General features: G+C 33.8%; 17 protein-coding genes. 16 read left to right on the plus strand and 1 reads right to left on the minus strand.

Annotated features, from left to right (window positions below; all coding sequences use genetic code 11):
* Positions 1–276: 276 nt before the first annotated feature.
* The 5 genes from ERL59_RS16315 (at position 277) to ERL59_RS16335 (ending at position 4183) form a co-directional block, all read left to right on the plus strand.
* A complete protein-coding gene (locus ERL59_RS16315; protein WP_407925730.1) occupies positions 277–819 on the plus strand; it encodes a ubiquinol-cytochrome c reductase iron-sulfur subunit in 543 nt (180 codons plus the stop codon).
* 17 nt (positions 820–836) lie between these two features.
* The gene (gene qcrB / locus ERL59_RS16320; RefSeq protein WP_160647298.1) at positions 837–1508 is read left to right on the plus strand and encodes a menaquinol-cytochrome c reductase cytochrome b subunit; all 672 of its coding nucleotides are present in this window, start codon (positions 837–839) and stop codon (positions 1506–1508) included.
* Between the two features lie 57 nt (positions 1509–1565).
* The gene (locus tag ERL59_RS16325; RefSeq protein WP_160647299.1) at positions 1566–2468 is read left to right on the plus strand and encodes a menaquinol-cytochrome c reductase cytochrome b/c subunit; all 903 of its coding nucleotides are present in this window, start codon (positions 1566–1568) and stop codon (positions 2466–2468) included.
* A 150-nt stretch (positions 2469–2618) separates the two neighbouring features.
* Positions 2619–3227 carry a DUF1405 domain-containing protein gene (locus ERL59_RS16330; protein WP_328699965.1) on the plus strand — a complete coding sequence of 203 codons (609 nt, stop codon included), beginning with the start codon at positions 2619–2621 and terminating at the stop codon, positions 3225–3227.
* Positions 3228–3322: 95 nt separating this feature from the next.
* Positions 3323–4183, plus strand: a complete 861-nt coding sequence (locus tag ERL59_RS16335; RefSeq protein WP_160647301.1) for a sporulation protein YpjB — start codon at positions 3323–3325, stop codon at positions 4181–4183.
* A 43-nt stretch (positions 4184–4226) separates the two neighbouring features.
* On the opposite strand, the gene ERL59_RS16340 is transcribed toward ERL59_RS16335, so the two are convergent.
* Positions 4227–5099, minus strand: a complete 873-nt coding sequence (locus tag ERL59_RS16340) for a YitT family protein (RefSeq protein ID WP_160647302.1) — start codon at positions 5097–5099, stop codon at positions 4227–4229.
* Positions 5100–5314: 215 nt separating this feature from the next.
* Here ERL59_RS16340 and ERL59_RS16345 point away from each other — a divergent pair, with 215 nt between their 5' ends.
* The 11 genes from ERL59_RS16345 (at position 5315) to panD (ending at position 14390) form a co-directional block, all read left to right on the plus strand.
* On the plus strand, positions 5315–5641 hold the full coding sequence (locus ERL59_RS16345; RefSeq protein WP_160647303.1) for a nucleotide pyrophosphohydrolase: 327 nt from the start codon (positions 5315–5317) through the stop codon (positions 5639–5641).
* A 164-nt stretch (positions 5642–5805) separates the two neighbouring features.
* Complete coding sequence (locus ERL59_RS16350; RefSeq protein ID WP_160647304.1) at positions 5806–6327, plus strand: tetratricopeptide repeat protein; 522 nt, start codon at positions 5806–5808, stop codon at positions 6325–6327.
* 21 nt (positions 6328–6348) lie between these two features.
* The gene (gene dapB, locus ERL59_RS16355; protein ID WP_160647305.1) at positions 6349–7152 is read left to right on the plus strand and encodes a 4-hydroxy-tetrahydrodipicolinate reductase; all 804 of its coding nucleotides are present in this window, start codon (positions 6349–6351) and stop codon (positions 7150–7152) included.
* 53 nt (positions 7153–7205) lie between these two features.
* Positions 7206–7625 (plus strand): methylglyoxal synthase, encoded by a 420-nt coding sequence (mgsA, locus tag ERL59_RS16360; RefSeq protein ID WP_160647306.1) that lies wholly within the window; start codon positions 7206–7208, stop codon positions 7623–7625.
* Positions 7622–8323 (plus strand): bacillithiol biosynthesis deacetylase BshB1, encoded by a 702-nt coding sequence (bshB1, locus tag ERL59_RS16365; RefSeq protein WP_160647307.1) that lies wholly within the window; start codon positions 7622–7624, stop codon positions 8321–8323. The genes mgsA and bshB1 overlap by 4 nt, the downstream gene beginning before the upstream one ends.
* A 74-nt stretch (positions 8324–8397) precedes the next feature.
* Complete coding sequence (bshA, locus tag ERL59_RS16370; RefSeq protein WP_160647308.1) at positions 8398–9549, plus strand: N-acetyl-alpha-D-glucosaminyl L-malate synthase BshA; 1152 nt, start codon at positions 8398–8400, stop codon at positions 9547–9549.
* A gap of 50 nt (positions 9550–9599) precedes the next feature.
* Positions 9600–10892: a CCA tRNA nucleotidyltransferase gene (locus ERL59_RS16375; protein ID WP_160647309.1), complete on the plus strand. Its 1293-nt coding sequence runs from the start codon at positions 9600–9602 to the stop codon at positions 10890–10892.
* Entirely contained in the window at positions 10879–11862 is a 984-nt protein-coding gene (locus ERL59_RS16380) for a biotin--[acetyl-CoA-carboxylase] ligase (RefSeq protein WP_160647310.1), read from the plus strand. The genes ERL59_RS16375 and ERL59_RS16380 overlap by 14 nt, the downstream gene beginning before the upstream one ends.
* 355 nt (positions 11863–12217) lie before the next feature.
* Positions 12218–13063: a 3-methyl-2-oxobutanoate hydroxymethyltransferase gene (gene panB, locus ERL59_RS16385; protein WP_160647311.1), complete on the plus strand. Its 846-nt coding sequence runs from the start codon at positions 12218–12220 to the stop codon at positions 13061–13063.
* A gap of 30 nt (positions 13064–13093) precedes the next feature.
* Positions 13094–14014 (plus strand): pantoate--beta-alanine ligase, encoded by a 921-nt coding sequence (gene panC, locus ERL59_RS16390; protein ID WP_160647312.1) that lies wholly within the window; start codon positions 13094–13096, stop codon positions 14012–14014.
* Entirely contained in the window at positions 14007–14390 is a 384-nt protein-coding gene (panD, locus tag ERL59_RS16395) for an aspartate 1-decarboxylase (protein WP_160647313.1), read from the plus strand. The genes panC and panD overlap by 8 nt, the downstream gene beginning before the upstream one ends.
* The last annotated feature ends 109 nt before the right edge of the window (positions 14391–14499 follow it).

Below are 14499 nucleotides of genomic sequence, written 5' to 3' on the forward strand. Positions count from 1 at the left end.
TTGGACTAAAATGGGTATATGCAAAAATTGGACATAAAACATGAATCCTTTGGAAAAACTACACGAAGAGATTTAACAAAATTGATAATAAATGTATTTTTAAACTTGTGACAATTTCCTTACATTTTTTAAAAGGGAGGTTGAATGTGAATTATACATACAGATCATTCTTGACGACCCCTTAGTCGTAAGCTATTATTATTATGTTCTAGTATGTTGAGAATTTTATCAACAAAATGATAACGTGAGATATGTAGTAAAGGGGGTAAAAGAGACGTGCAAGATCATAATAAAGAGAAACAATCACATGGGAAACCAGTCAAAAGACGTGAAATGTCTCGTCGACAATTCCTTTCCTATACCCTCGGGGGCACAGGTGGATTCATGATGAGTTTACCTTTGATAGCTAATTTGAGATTTGCAGTAGATCCACTATTGCAACCAAAAGCTGAATCAGATTGGGTTAAGGTTATTGAAGTAGAAAAAGTTACCGATACTCCAACGTCGGTCAATTTTGAGAAAAATGTTGTTGATGGTTGGTATGAGTCAGATAAGGGTTTTGGAGCATGGATCACTAAAGAGGCAAATGGTGATATATTTGCTTTATCACCGATTTGTAAACATCTAGGTTGTACCGTTGAATGGGAAAAGAATGTGAATTATCCAAATGAATATTTTTGCCCATGTCATGCCGCTCGTTACACGAGAGACGGTAAGAACTTAGCCGTTGCACCTGCACCTTTGGATGAGTATGAAGTGAAAGTTGAAAATGGTTTTGTATATTTAAGTCAAATCAAACCGAATACGAGGGTAGAATAAAGGAGGCGTACAATCAGATGTTAAAGAGTGTATATAATTGGATTGATGAACGTCTTGATATCACGCCAATGTGGAGAGATGTTGCAGATCATGAGGTTCCTGAGCACGTGAACCCAGCTCATCACTTTTCTGCATTCGTATACTGCTTTGGTGGACTGACGTTTTTCATTACGGTTATTCAAATTTTATCAGGAATGTTTTTAACGATGTATTATGTAGACGATATCGTAAATGCATATAAAAGTGTTGATTATTTGCAGCATAAGGTTGCATTTGGTGTTATCGTACGTGGTATGCATCATTGGGGTGCAAGTTTAGTTATTGTAATGATGTTTTTACATACGTTACGCGTATTTTTCACAGGTTCTTATAAAGCACCTAGAGAAATGAACTGGATAGTAGGGATGTTAATTTTCTTTGTGATGTTAGGATTAGGTTTCACAGGCTATCTACTGCCTTGGGACAATAAAGCCTATTTTGCAACACAGGTAGGAATTCAAATTGCAGCTTCAGTTCCTATACTTGGACAATATATTGAAACTTTCTTACAAGGTGGAGAAATTGTTGGTGCTCAAACTTTAACAAGATTTTTCGCTTTACACGTATTCTTCTTACCAGGTGCTTTACTAGCATTACTTGGTGGACATTTCTTCATGATACGTAAACAAGGGATATCTGGTCCTCTATAAGATTATTAGTAGGAGGATTTTACAACATATTAAAATTCATGAAAGGAGGAGCAATGCGTGGCTCATGATCATAATTCGAAAGAAAAAGTAGTTTATGTTGGGGATTCAAGAGTAAAGAAGTATAAGAAAAATAATGTTCCTCTTGATTATTCCGCTTATCCTGGAAATTCAGAGGCATTTGTTCCCAACTTTTTATTAAAAGAATGGATGGTTGGTTCTGTTTTTTTAGTCGGTTTTATGATTCTTACCATGTCTCATCCTTCTCCGCTCGGTTATCCAGCGGATCCGACTAAAACAGATTTTGTTCCAATTCCAGACTGGTACTTTTTATTCTTGTATCAGTTGCTTAAATATCCATATACATCAGATGCTTTTGTTGTTTTAGGTACACTTGTATTACCTGGTCTTTTGTTCGGCGGATTAATGCTTGCTCCATTTTTAGACACTGGAAAAGAAAGACGTTGGTACAAACGTCCAATTGCAAGTTCTTTAATGTTTTTATCTTTGTTTGCAATCGTATTTTTAACAATGGTTTCATGGCAAGGTTATCAGCATGAATTGGAAGAATTGAATATCATTCCAGAGCATATTGAAAGGGCAGAGAAACTCGAAGCTGGATTAGAGGTGCCAGGTGGTAAAGAAGAAGAACCTGTAGCTATCGTTAACAAGGAAAGTGAAGGATATGATATTTATCAGAAGTCTTCCTGTATTTCTTGTCATGCTGCTGATTTGAATGGGGCTGTTGGTCCAACGTTACTTGGCATTGGTGATAAATATTCAAAAGAAGAAATAACAGATATTATTATTAATGGCTTTGGAAACAGAATGGGACCTCAACTTCAGCAAAATCTTGATGCTGGGTTAACAGAGGCTGATCTTGATACACTTGCTGTTTGGTTAGCAGAACAAAAAGCGCCTGCTGGCGAAGAAGCTCCTGAGGAAGTTACAGATACTAAATAAATCAACGGCTATAATGAATAACGGAGAAATGTGTTATTCTCCATACAATAAAGAAAAACCTGATCGGAGTTCGATCAGGTTTTTTTAGAAGTACCAGAATGGAGGTTTATGTTAACATTGTCTTTTTCATTTTTTTGGAGTAGAACATTTTTGTTAAATCGTCATTTGTTGTGGTTATTGTTCTTCACTAATTTTTTGGGAACAATTTATGGCTATTACTGGTATAAGAATCAACTTATATATACGATGAATGAATATTCTAACTGGTTTTTATTTGTAGTTCCAGATAGTCCAACAGCGAGTTTATTTTTTACGATATCCATTTTATATTTATTGGTTGATGAATATAGAGATGATTCCAAAAAAAATGGATTCCTTCGTGGGATTATTGAAGTTTTTGGTTTAATTACTTCAGTGAAATATGGAATTTGGGCAGTTGTTATGATATTTGCAGCTGCAGCACAAGGAGACGCGATGGTTTGGCAAGATTGGATGCTGACGGTTTCCCATTTAGGGATGGCAATAGAAGCTATGTTGTTCGTTCGTTTTTTTGGTTTTAAACTAATTCATATCATTCCTGTAGGTATTTGGACTTTATTTAATGATGTTGTTGATTATAAATATGATGTATTTCCATGGCTTCCTGCTGAGTTACGAGATGATTTATTAGAGATTCAAATATTTACTATTCTTCTAAGCATTCTGAGTATTTTTGCAGCTTATATTGGGTTAAAATATAGAGTGAATAATAGGGAATAACTATAACACATCTTTATATTTTTGGTCTAAAAGTGGACATCCCTCCATATATTATATCAACCGTGATGTTGACCGTAATAGGGGGATGTTTTTTTATGTATTTTTTTAATCGAAAAACTATGTTCATTGTGTACATGCTTTTCATAGTGTTTAGTTTAATACTTTTAAGCGGTTGTGCAAAGAAAGGACCTAATCATTCTGCAACAAAAGTAATGAACTTAGACGAGGAAAATTTAAAACAATTAGAAACCATGAACATGTTAGCTAGTGAGATGGTTCAAAAAACAACGGAGAAGAATTATGCTGAAGCTAGAGATATTTTGTTGAAATTAAGTGAACAGTTAACAGAGGTAAACTATGAAGGCTTAACTTCTATTGAAGGGTTAAGAGCACTCTCTGATACATTTATTATGGCAAAACGGAATTTTAATTCTGTAAATCTTTCTGAACAGGATGCACTCCTGTCATCGGCTAAAGTACATTTAGTTATCGATGCTTTAAGCCATCAGAAAGAGCCAATGTGGTTACAATATTACAGCGTTTTAAATTCGGACCTAAGTGAATTACAAACTGCGGCTTCTTTAGGTAATAAAGAAAAAACAAGTCAGCTTATAGAAACATATAAACAACACTATGACTTTATTCGCCCTGCTATGATCATCAATAGAGAACCTGAAAATATAGAGCAATTAGATTCCTATCTTACATTTTTGCAAAATCATATTTCAGTTGATGATAAAAAGGAAAACGTAAATGCGGTGATCGAGGAATTAAAACGATTTTTAAAAGAAGTTTTTTATCAGAATCAATCCTCAACAGTATCCCCTCTTACCGGTGACCAAACTATTTTTTCATGGGCAATATCGATAGGAACAATCATCGTTTCAGTATTATTTTACGTTGGTTGGAGAAGGTATGATTATGAAAAAACGAATATTTTCACAGTCAAAAAATAAAATCAGCCCTTTTTGCAGATAAAGGGCTGATTTGGTGGGGGGTTTATACTTCTTCCTCTTTAAAGCCCTCACCTAACACATCGTGCACGTCACCTATAATGATAAAAGCTTTTGGATCCACGGATTTTATCAAAATAGTCATCCTTCTAATTTCACGTCTACTCACAACACAATAAACTGCTTCTCTATGTTTTTTTGAATAGGCTCCTTTAGTCATAAATAAAGTTAACCCTCGTTCTAATTCATTTGAAATCACTTCTGTTATTTCCTCTGATTTTTCAGACATGATGGTAAATGCTTTGGCAGAATATGCACCTTCTTGAATAAAATCAATAATTCTTGCTGCAATAAATACAACAACTAATGTGTATAAAATCTTTTCTTTTTCGATATAAAATATAGAGACACCGATAATAACGAAATCTATAGCTAATAAAACTTTACCTATACTCCATCCTTTTAATTTGTGGCCCGCTCTGGCTATAATATCTGCCCCTCCTGTAGTTCCTCCATATCGAAATACAAGTCCCAATCCAACTCCACTTGCTACCCCAGCATAGAGGGTAGTTAAGAAATAATCATTATTTTGAAATGGTTCTATCCATTGATTTTTAATGCTAAATTCCATTAGCCATAAAAAAACAGAAAGGGAAACCGTTCCAAATATCGTTAAAATCATTGATTGTTTTCCAAACAATCTCCATCCTAAATAAAACAATGGGATATTTATGATTAAAGTCATATATGAGGGAGGAAGATCAAATGCATAATTTAAAAGTAAGGCAAGCCCTGTAACTCCACCTTCCATTAGCTCATTTGGTATTACTAAAATATTAAGTCCAAATGCGTAAATTGCTGTACCTACCATAATGAAGAATAATTGTTTAATTGAAAAGTTCATTTTGCTCCAATTCATTGTTAGTAAAACTCCTTATTTTTGATGATGTTATTATTTTAACCCATAATGAAGGTCATGCAAAATAAATATTTTTAACACCATATGGATGTAAAGTGTTATGTTGCCAATATGAGCTTTTTGTTTTCATAACATTGTTTTTCATCATTCTTTGAGATAACATAGTAGAAAGACAATATCAAGGATGGATGTTTTGTAGAAGGGATAGGGTATATATGGCTGATAAAACTTTAAATCAACTTCAACAAGAAGTAGATGATTACATATCACAATTTAAAGAAGGATATTTCAGTCCGTTGTCCATGCTTGCTAGAATATCTGAAGAAGTAGGAGAACTTGCTAGGGAAGTCAATCATACATTTGGTGAAAAACCAAAAAAGCCTTCAGAAGAAGATAATTCGATTGAAATGGAATTGGCGGATATTTTATTTATAATCATTTGTTTTGCTAACGCCCAAGGGATTAATTTAACAGATGCTTTTAATGAAGTTATGAATAAATTTCAAACAAGAGATAAGGACAGATGGACCAAAATTAAGTAAAAATGGACTAATCGTAACACCGAATCAATGTAATATTCATATGCTGTACCATCACTTTCATATATAGGATGTTTAAAAAGAAACAGTTTGGTTCAAAAAGTTTAGATGACTTTATGAACCACTGCTAACTAAACTTTCTAAATATAGAGAGGAGGTAGGAGCAGATGAATGGAGAGCAAAAAATAAAAAAAGCCTATCAATCCATTTTAAATAGTGATTTTGAACAAGCAATCATTTGGTTTGAAGAAGCTATAGAGCAAGAACCTAATAATGCAATTTATCACTATAAATTATCTATTACTTACGCAAGAAGTAATAAGTTGATCAAAGCATTAGAGCATGCAGAAAAAGCTTCTTTATTAGACTGTAACAATGAAGAATATTTGTTTCATTATGAACATTTAAAAGCAAAGGAACTTACTAAACATGCAGAAGCTTATTTTGATCAAGAAGATGACCAGCTGCACCTGGCAGTCATATTATTAAAGGAAGCAACGGTATTGGATCCATTATCTGTTGAAGCTTGGTTATTAATGGGTATAGCTTATGCTCAACTAGAAGAATATAGTCAAGCTATTCAAACATTAAAGGAAGTTTTAAATTTAGATCCAAATCATGAAATTGCTAAAGAGCTTTTAAAGCAATATAAAATGATGTTTAAAATTTATTTACAATCGTATAAATGAAAGGGATAAGGTGAGTGCAAAATGAGTGATCAAACAATTAAAGTAGCTGTATCAGGAGCTTGCGGTAGAATGGGTAAAGAAGTTGTTAAGATGGTCTTATCTTCTCCTGAGCTGGAGTTAGTTGCAGCCATAGATTCAAAAGGTGGGGAAGACGCAGGTACTTTAGTTGGTTTAGACCCATGTGGGGTAATGATTCAAAATGATTTAGAGTTAGCTTTAATTGAATCAGGGGCACAAGTCATTGTTGATTTTACAACCCCTCATGTTGTTTTGAAAAATACAAAAATGGCTATTAAACACAAAGTAAGACCTGTGGTGGGGACAACTGGGTTTACACCTCAGGATATCGAGGAATTGGACGAGCTATGTAAAAAAGAAGATATTGGGGGCATTATCGCTCCAAACTTTGCTATCGGTGCGATCTTAATGATGAAATTTGCTGCTCAAGCCGCTAAGTATATGCCTCATTTAGAAATTATTGAATATCATGGTGATCAGAAGTTAGATGCACCGTCTGGTACGTCAGTTAAAACAGCGGAGTTGATCTCTGAAAGTCGCAAGGAGTTTCGCCAGGGAAATCCTGATGAAAAAGAAACAATCGATGGATCTAGAGGTGGGCAATATAATGGATTTAGAATTCATAGTGTTAGACTTCCAGGAGTATTTGCACAACAAGAAGTTATATTTGGAGGATATGGTCAATCTTTAAAAATTCGTCATGATTCCTATGATAGAGAAGGTTATATGCCAGGAGTTAATTTAGCTATACAAAAAGTAATGGATTTAAATGGAATCGTATATGGGTTTGAACATTTTGTAGAATAATAGAGGTTGTTTGAACATAGATTATATTTGTTCAGAGGGGAGTAAAAGTACAAATGAAAATTGCTTTTATTGCACATGATAGAAAAAAAGAAGAAATGGTTAATTTTGCGATTGCTTACGAAAAAACCTTCTTACATCATGAACTTTATTCGACAGGTACTACTGGCAAAAAAATCATGCAAAATACAGATTTAAAAATTCACCGTTTCATGTCAGGCCCTTTAGGCGGTGATCAGCAAATTGGTGCTATGGTTGCTAAAAATGAAATGGATTTAATTATTTTTTTACGTGACCCATTAATGGCACAGCCCCATGAACCTGATATTATTGCTCTATTAAGATTATGTGATGTTCAAGGTATTCCTCTTGCAACGAATGTTGCGACTGCAGAAATATTAGTGAAAGCTCTTGAACGTGGTGATTTTGCATGGAGAGAGTTAGTACATAAATATAAACCAGGTGATTCAGAATGAATCATTCATTAGACATACTTATATTTGGGGCTCATCCAGATGATGCTGAGATCGGTATGGGTGGTACAATTTATAAACATATATTAGAAGGTTATCGAATAGGTATATGTGATTTGACATATGCAGAAATGTCTTCTAATGGTGACGTAAAAACAAGACAACAGGAAGCTATGGAAGCAAATAAGGTATTAAGGCTAACTGCTCGCTCAAATTTAGGTTTGCCTGATCGCGGCTTACAGTTAATTAAGGAACAAGTTGACAAAATCACAATAGAAATAAGAAAATACCAGCCTAAAGTCGTTTTTGCACCTTATTGGATTGATCGGCACCCAGACCATGTCATGTGCAGTAAAATGGTTGATGAAGCAATATTTAATGCAAAACTTAGAAATTACCTACCAGAAGAATATGAATCTTGGAAAGTGGAGAGAAACTATTATTATTTTATAAACGACATTCAGGAAGCTGACTTAATGGTTGATATTTCTTCTTTTTATCAACAAAAAAAGAAAGCACTGCAAGCGTATCGTTCACAATTTGAGAAAATAGATTCTCTAAAAAATATAGTTGATACCCCTTTAAATCAAGGTTATTTGGATAACGTTGAGGCAAGAGATCGTTTATTAGGTCAAAAAAGCAATGTATCTTATGCTGAAGGTTTTATTACAAGATCTCCTTATTTAGTTGAATTGTTTTAGGTTACGGATATTACAACCAGTTCTGAAAGCCTGTTATTTGTATGTGGGTTATTTATAAAGGAGGAGAGGAATAGATGACTAAAAAATTGAAAATAGGTATTACTTGTTATCCATCTTTAGGTGGTTCAGGCATCATTGCCACTGAGCTTGGAAAACTACTAGCTGAAAATGGTCATGAGGTACATTTTATCACACATGGAATGCCTTTTCGTTTAGGTAAATATCATAAGAATGTTTTTTACCATGAAGTTCAAGTCACTAATTACCATGTGTTTAAATATCCTCCTTATGATTTATCACTCGCTAATAAATTAGCACAAATTGTGAGAATGAAAAATCTTGACATATTACACGTTCATTATGCATTTCCTCATGCTGTTTGTGCATATCTTGCTAAACAAATTGTAGGAGAAAAACTGAAAATAGTGACAACTTTGCATGGAACAGATATTACCATTCTCGCACAGGATGAATCTTTAAAAGATTTGATTCGATTAGGTATTAATGAAAGTGATGCAGTTACAGCAGTATCTAAAGATCTTATACAAGAAACGAAAAGTGTACTATCAATAGAAAAGCCAATAGATTTAACTTACAATTTTGTAGACAAAAGAGAGTATTATCCTCGTGATGTTTCGGATTGTAGAAAAGATTTTGCACAACCAAATGAAAAAATACTAATTCACATATCAAACTTTCGTCCTGTTAAACGAATTTTGGATGTGTTAGACATTTTTTATAAAGTAAATCAAAAGGTACCTTCCAAGTTATTATTTGTAGGTGAAGGACCGGAGCTTTCAAAAGTACAATGCAAAGCTGAAAAATTGGGTATTGATGATCGCATCATCTTTTTAGGGAAACAGGACGATGTAGCTCAGGTATTATCTTTGGCTGATGTTATGTTACTTCCATCTGAAAAAGAAAGTTTTGGTTTGGTAGCATTAGAAGCAATGGCTTGCGGTGTACCAACGATTGGTTCAAACGCAGGAGGAATCCCTGAGGTTGTTACTCAAGGAGAGACAGGATATTTAGCTAATATTGGAGATACAAATCAAATGGCAAACGATGCAATAAAAATATTATCTGATGATGATTTATACGTTCAGCTTGTAAGTAATGGATTAGAGCGAGCTAGGCATTATTTTTGTAATAACTTGATAACAGAAACTTATGAAAAGATTTATTACCGTGTTTTAAATTTAGAACCTATTGGGGTACATTCATAATATGAACCATATGTGTGCAAAAAGTTGATAAAGTAAAAGTGGTGTAATTGATGAAAGATTTGATATTAATGGAACAAGAAGCTTCAGAAGTAATACGTCATTTAGAGAAACATGGTTATGAAGCCTATTATGTTGGAGGATATGTCAGAGATAAATTTTTAAATAGAAACATCAAAGATATAGATATCACAACTTCTGCGTATCCATCCATCGTGATGGATATTTTTTCTCATACAGTTCCTACAGGTTTACAGCATGGTACTGTGACAGTAATTATGAAAAATTATCACTTTGAAGTGACGACTTTTCGTACAGAAACTGAATATCAAGATCATCGTCATCCTAAAGAGGTACAATTTGTAAGTAAATTAATAGATGATTTAGAACGAAGAGATTTTACAATGAATGCTATGGCAATAAATATTAATGGGACAATCATTGATCCTTTTGGAGGTAAAAAAGATTTAAACGCAAAAATACTAAGATGTGTGGGAGATCCTGTACTTCGCTTCTCGGAAGATGCCTTAAGGATGATGAGAGGGATTCGCTTTGCTGCTGAATATGATCTGCAAGTTGAACCAAAAACATGGAATGCAATTTTATTGCATAAAGAGTCAATTAAACATGTGGCTATGGAAAGAATATCTGCAGAATTGGATAGAATGATTGAAGGATCAAATCCCAAGAAAGGGATTGAGCTTTTAGTTGCTAGTGAATTAATGAATTACACAAAAGAAAATTTGCAAATTCAAAAAGAGAATTGGTTAGCTTTGTCAGATAACAATGTTTTAAAGGCCTTTCAGCATCTTGATGAAGGATCTTTAAGATGGTTTTTATTGCTTTTGATGTTAAAGACAGAAACAAATCATATAAAAACTTTATTAAAAAAACTCAAATTTCCCAACTATAAAATAATGCGAATTCATGCTGTGAAACAGGTAAAAGATTGGTTAAATGAAAATCAGTATTCTGAAAGATCCTGGAAAAAAGCTGTTATTCATTACGGTGCAGATGCGGTAAAGGATTTGCATACTATACTAAATACTGTAGCTTTAGATCATTGTGATTTAAGATTGTTGTCATTTAAAATGAACAAAGCAGAGTTTGACCAAATGCTTCAAAAAGGATTGGATTGGATACGTGAAATACCTATTAAGCAATTAAATGAACTTGAGATTACAGGGGGAGAAATAAAGGATTTAAAAAATAAATCTGGACCATGGATTCGTAGCGTTTTAAATCAACTACTTATAGAGGTAGCTTTAAATGAACTAGAAAATAAACAAAAGGATTTAATGAATAGAGCTACACAAATTATAAGAGGAATGAATGAATATGAATGAACAAATCATCCAGATATTTTTAGATCATCCAAATCAATATATTTCTGGTGAAAAACTAAGTGAAGAATTAAACTGTAGTCGAACTGCGATTTGGAAACATATACAAACCCTTAAGAAGAAAGGTTACATGTTTGAATCAACGCCTCGTTTAGGATACAGAATGTTAAAAACCCCACCTGAACCGCTAGATGTGAGCAGGATTATTTCAGCTTTAAATACTCGATGTATGGGATTGAAAATAAAATACTTACAAGAAGTTGATTCAACCCAAACGATGGCAGCGGAAATGGTGAAAAAGGGTGAAGAGGAAGGTACGGTTATTATAGCAGAACAACAGACTGATGGACGAGGTAGATTAGGGCGGAAATGGTTTTCTCCACCTGGTACGGGCATATGGATGAGCATGATTTTAAAACCACAAATCCCACTTCAATTTATTCATCAATTAACGCTCTTAATTTCAGTTGCCATTTGTCGTGTGATTAAAAGGATGTTAGATGTAGATGTGGGAATTAAATGGCCTAATGATTTATACATAAATGGTAAAAAAGTGTGTGGTATTTTACTTGAATCAAGTGCTGAGGATGAACGTGTAAAACATGTTATAGCTGGTGTTGGAATTAGTGTAAACTTGTTACAAAAAGATATTCCAGAAGATTTAAAAGATAAGATGACTTCTTTATGTATTGAGACGGGTATTAAATGTAATAGAGAAGAGCTGCTCATATCTTTATTTAAAGAATGGGAAGAACTATATATGTTATATTTAAGTGAAGGTTTTGCACCGATTCGTATTCTATGGGAAGCTCTATCCATTTGTTTGCATTGTCCAATACAAGTTCATACACATCAAGGTATTGTGAAAGGTAAAGCTTATGGAATGGACGAAATGGGTGCGCTAATGATTAGAGATGAAGAAGGAAAAGAACATAAAATATACTCTGGCGATGTCAGTTTAACTTTGGTATAATAGATTTACAATGAGGCGATATCTGTTGAGAATTGCACTCCTTAGCATACTTACAATAACATAACTTTTGCAGTGTTGGATTCTGCTCTGAGCCAAATCTGGACCGAGACAGAAGGATCATCGCATAAACAAATATACTTATACTTTTTAGAATAAAGTATTTGTACTATTATATATGCTTATGAAAACCTTTTAGTCTTTGACTAAGGGTTTTTTTATTTACTACTGGGCAAAAGTATTGTTCATTGTTTTATCGGGGTCCCCGAATCATAATATGATTTAACAACTATGAATTTTGCTTCTTATTTTTGGGGTATGAGTATCTCATTGTAATAATTTAAATGAGGTGTTGAATATGGAATATCGGAAAATATTAAGCACAACGGCAATGAAAAAAATGAAAAATGAAAAAGAACCAATCGCTATGGTAACTGCCTATGACTATCCTTCTGCTAAGCTTGCAGAAGAAGCACAAGCGGATATTATTTTTGTAGGAGATTCTTTAGGTATGGTGGTTTTAGGATATGATTCCACAATACCAGTTACTATGGATGATATGATACATCATACGAAAGCGGTTGCACGTGGTGCAAAAAATAGCTTCGTTTTAACAGACATGCCTTTTTTAAGTTATCATGGAAGCATTGATCATACATTAAGGAATGCTGCAAGGATTATGCAAGAGGGATCTCCAAAAGCTGTAAAAATGGAAGGTGGAATTGAAATAAGTGAATCCATGTCTTCTTGTGTAAAAGCGGGAATTCCAGTGATGGGGCACATTGGTTTAACACCACAAGCTGTAAATCAATTAGGTGGTTATAGGGTTCAAGGAAGACAGCCAGAACAAGCTAAGAAATTAATTGAAGATGCTAAGGCTTTGGAGCAAGCGGGTGCATTTGCTGTTGTTTTAGAAATGGTTCCAGAAGAACTCGCTTCATATATTACAGAAACAATTTCCATCCCTACGATTGGCATTGGTGCAGGGAGAGGTTGTGATGGTCAAGTGTTAGTTTTTCATGATTTATTACAATACGCATCTCCAATTCAACCTAAATTTGTAAAGGCTTATAAAAATGTTGGTTTGGAGATAAAAAATGGAATTGAACAATTTGTTCAAGAAACGAAAAACCAAACATTCCCAAGTGAAAGTCATGTTTTTCACATGGATTCTGATGTTTTAAAGGATATCCTAGATGTATGAGCAATTTTCTGAAAGTGGGTGTTTAGTATCATGGAAGTGATGAATACAATTTCGCAATTAAAACAATTTATATATCATAATAAAGAACAAAAACAATCCATTGGATTTGTTCCTACAATGGGCTATTTACATGAGGGTCATAGGAGTTTAATGCAAAAGGCAAAATCAGAATGTGACATTGTTGTTTTAAGTATTTTTGTAAATCCTTTGCAATTCGGACCAAATGAGGATTTTGAAGTTTATCCAAGAGATACTGAACGAGATTTACAAATTGCACAAGATATGAATATAGATGTAGTTTTTTTACCAACAGTCAAAGAAATGTATCCGTCCGAAGTGAATACAAAAGTTTCAGTCTCAAATCTCACTTCACGTTTGTGTGGTGCTTCTAGACCTGGACATTTTGATGGAGTATCTACAGTTGTAATGAAGTTATTAAATATTGTAGAACCTGATAAAGCATTTTTTGGACAGAAAGATGCTCAACAAGTTGCTGTTATTACACAGATGGTTTTTGATTTAAATATGAATGTTGAAATCGTACCTTGTCCAATCATTCGTGAAAAAGATGGCTTAGCTCTAAGCTCAAGGAATGTTTATTTAAATGACGAAGAAAGAGTACAAGCCATCAGACTATTTGAAGCATTAGAACTGTCTGAACGCTGGATTGGTGAAATGAACGTAACTACTGAGGTGCTACAAAAACATTTGTATGCTCATATATCTTCTGCTCCCTTAGCAAAGATTGATTATATAGAAATTTTGTCTTATCCTGATTTGCAACCTATAGAAAAAACAAATACTGTTACTCAAATTTTAGCAGATAAAGAAATTATTGTTGCTTTAGCAGTAAAGTTTGGAAAAACAAGGCTTATTGACAATCGAATTTATACGAATAATACAATTAAAGTTAAAAAACAACCTGATTTAGGAGGAATTGTATATGTTTAGAACAATGATGAAATCTAAATTACATCGTGCAACGGTTACGGAAGCAAATTTAAACTATGTGGGTAGTATAACGATTGCTGAAGATTTAATGGAGGCAGTGGACTTGTTGCCAAATGAAAAGGTGCAAGTTGTTAATAATAATAATGGTGCTCGATTAGAAACGTATGTGATAAAAGGGGAGCGCGGTTCAGGCGTTATCTGTTTAAATGGAGCCGCAGCAAGATTAGTTCAACCTAGAGATACCGTTATTGTGATTGCTTACGCAATGATGTCTGAAGAAGAGGCTAGAACTTTCCAACCTAAAGTTGCAATAATGGGGCAGGATAATAACATCGAGGAACTCATGACTGAAGAAATTCATGCTACTATCGTTTAAGACGAGTCACAAATAAGAACAAATCACTTCTATAAACTTGAATACCTCGACTAAAATCCAACACGTCCATGTGTTGAACGTCAACACCAGCTTGTACATAAGCTGGCAG

Source organism: Chengkuizengella marina, assembly GCF_009910845.1.
Taxonomy (GTDB): Bacteria; Bacillota; Bacilli; order Paenibacillales; family KCTC-33759; genus Chengkuizengella; species Chengkuizengella marina.

Bases quoted from the DNA above. Each gene is read 5' to 3' on its own strand.
- qcrB (WP_160647298.1), top strand. From the start codon at position 837: ATGTTAAAGAGTGTATATAATTGGATTGATGAACGTCTTGATATCACG.
- ERL59_RS16335 (WP_160647301.1), top strand. From the start codon at position 3,323: ATGTATTTTTTTAATCGAAAAACTATGTTCATTGTGTACATGCTTTTC.
- ERL59_RS16340 (WP_160647302.1), bottom strand. From the start codon at position 5,099: ATGAATTGGAGCAAAATGAACTTTTCAATTAAACAATTATTCTTCATT.
- ERL59_RS16345 (WP_160647303.1), top strand. From the start codon at position 5,315: ATGGCTGATAAAACTTTAAATCAACTTCAACAAGAAGTAGATGATTAC.
- ERL59_RS16350 (WP_160647304.1), top strand. From the start codon at position 5,806: ATGAATGGAGAGCAAAAAATAAAAAAAGCCTATCAATCCATTTTAAAT.
- dapB (WP_160647305.1), top strand. From the start codon at position 6,349: ATGAGTGATCAAACAATTAAAGTAGCTGTATCAGGAGCTTGCGGTAGA.
- mgsA (WP_160647306.1), top strand. From the start codon at position 7,206: ATGAAAATTGCTTTTATTGCACATGATAGAAAAAAAGAAGAAATGGTT.
- bshB1 (WP_160647307.1), top strand. From the start codon at position 7,622: ATGAATCATTCATTAGACATACTTATATTTGGGGCTCATCCAGATGAT.
- bshA (WP_160647308.1), top strand. From the start codon at position 8,398: ATGACTAAAAAATTGAAAATAGGTATTACTTGTTATCCATCTTTAGGT.
- ERL59_RS16375 (WP_160647309.1), top strand. From the start codon at position 9,600: ATGAAAGATTTGATATTAATGGAACAAGAAGCTTCAGAAGTAATACGT.
- ERL59_RS16380 (WP_160647310.1), top strand. From the start codon at position 10,879: ATGAATATGAATGAACAAATCATCCAGATATTTTTAGATCATCCAAAT.
- panB (WP_160647311.1), top strand. From the start codon at position 12,218: ATGGAATATCGGAAAATATTAAGCACAACGGCAATGAAAAAAATGAAA.
- panC (WP_160647312.1), top strand. From the start codon at position 13,094: ATGGAAGTGATGAATACAATTTCGCAATTAAAACAATTTATATATCAT.
- panD (WP_160647313.1), top strand. From the start codon at position 14,007: ATGTTTAGAACAATGATGAAATCTAAATTACATCGTGCAACGGTTACG.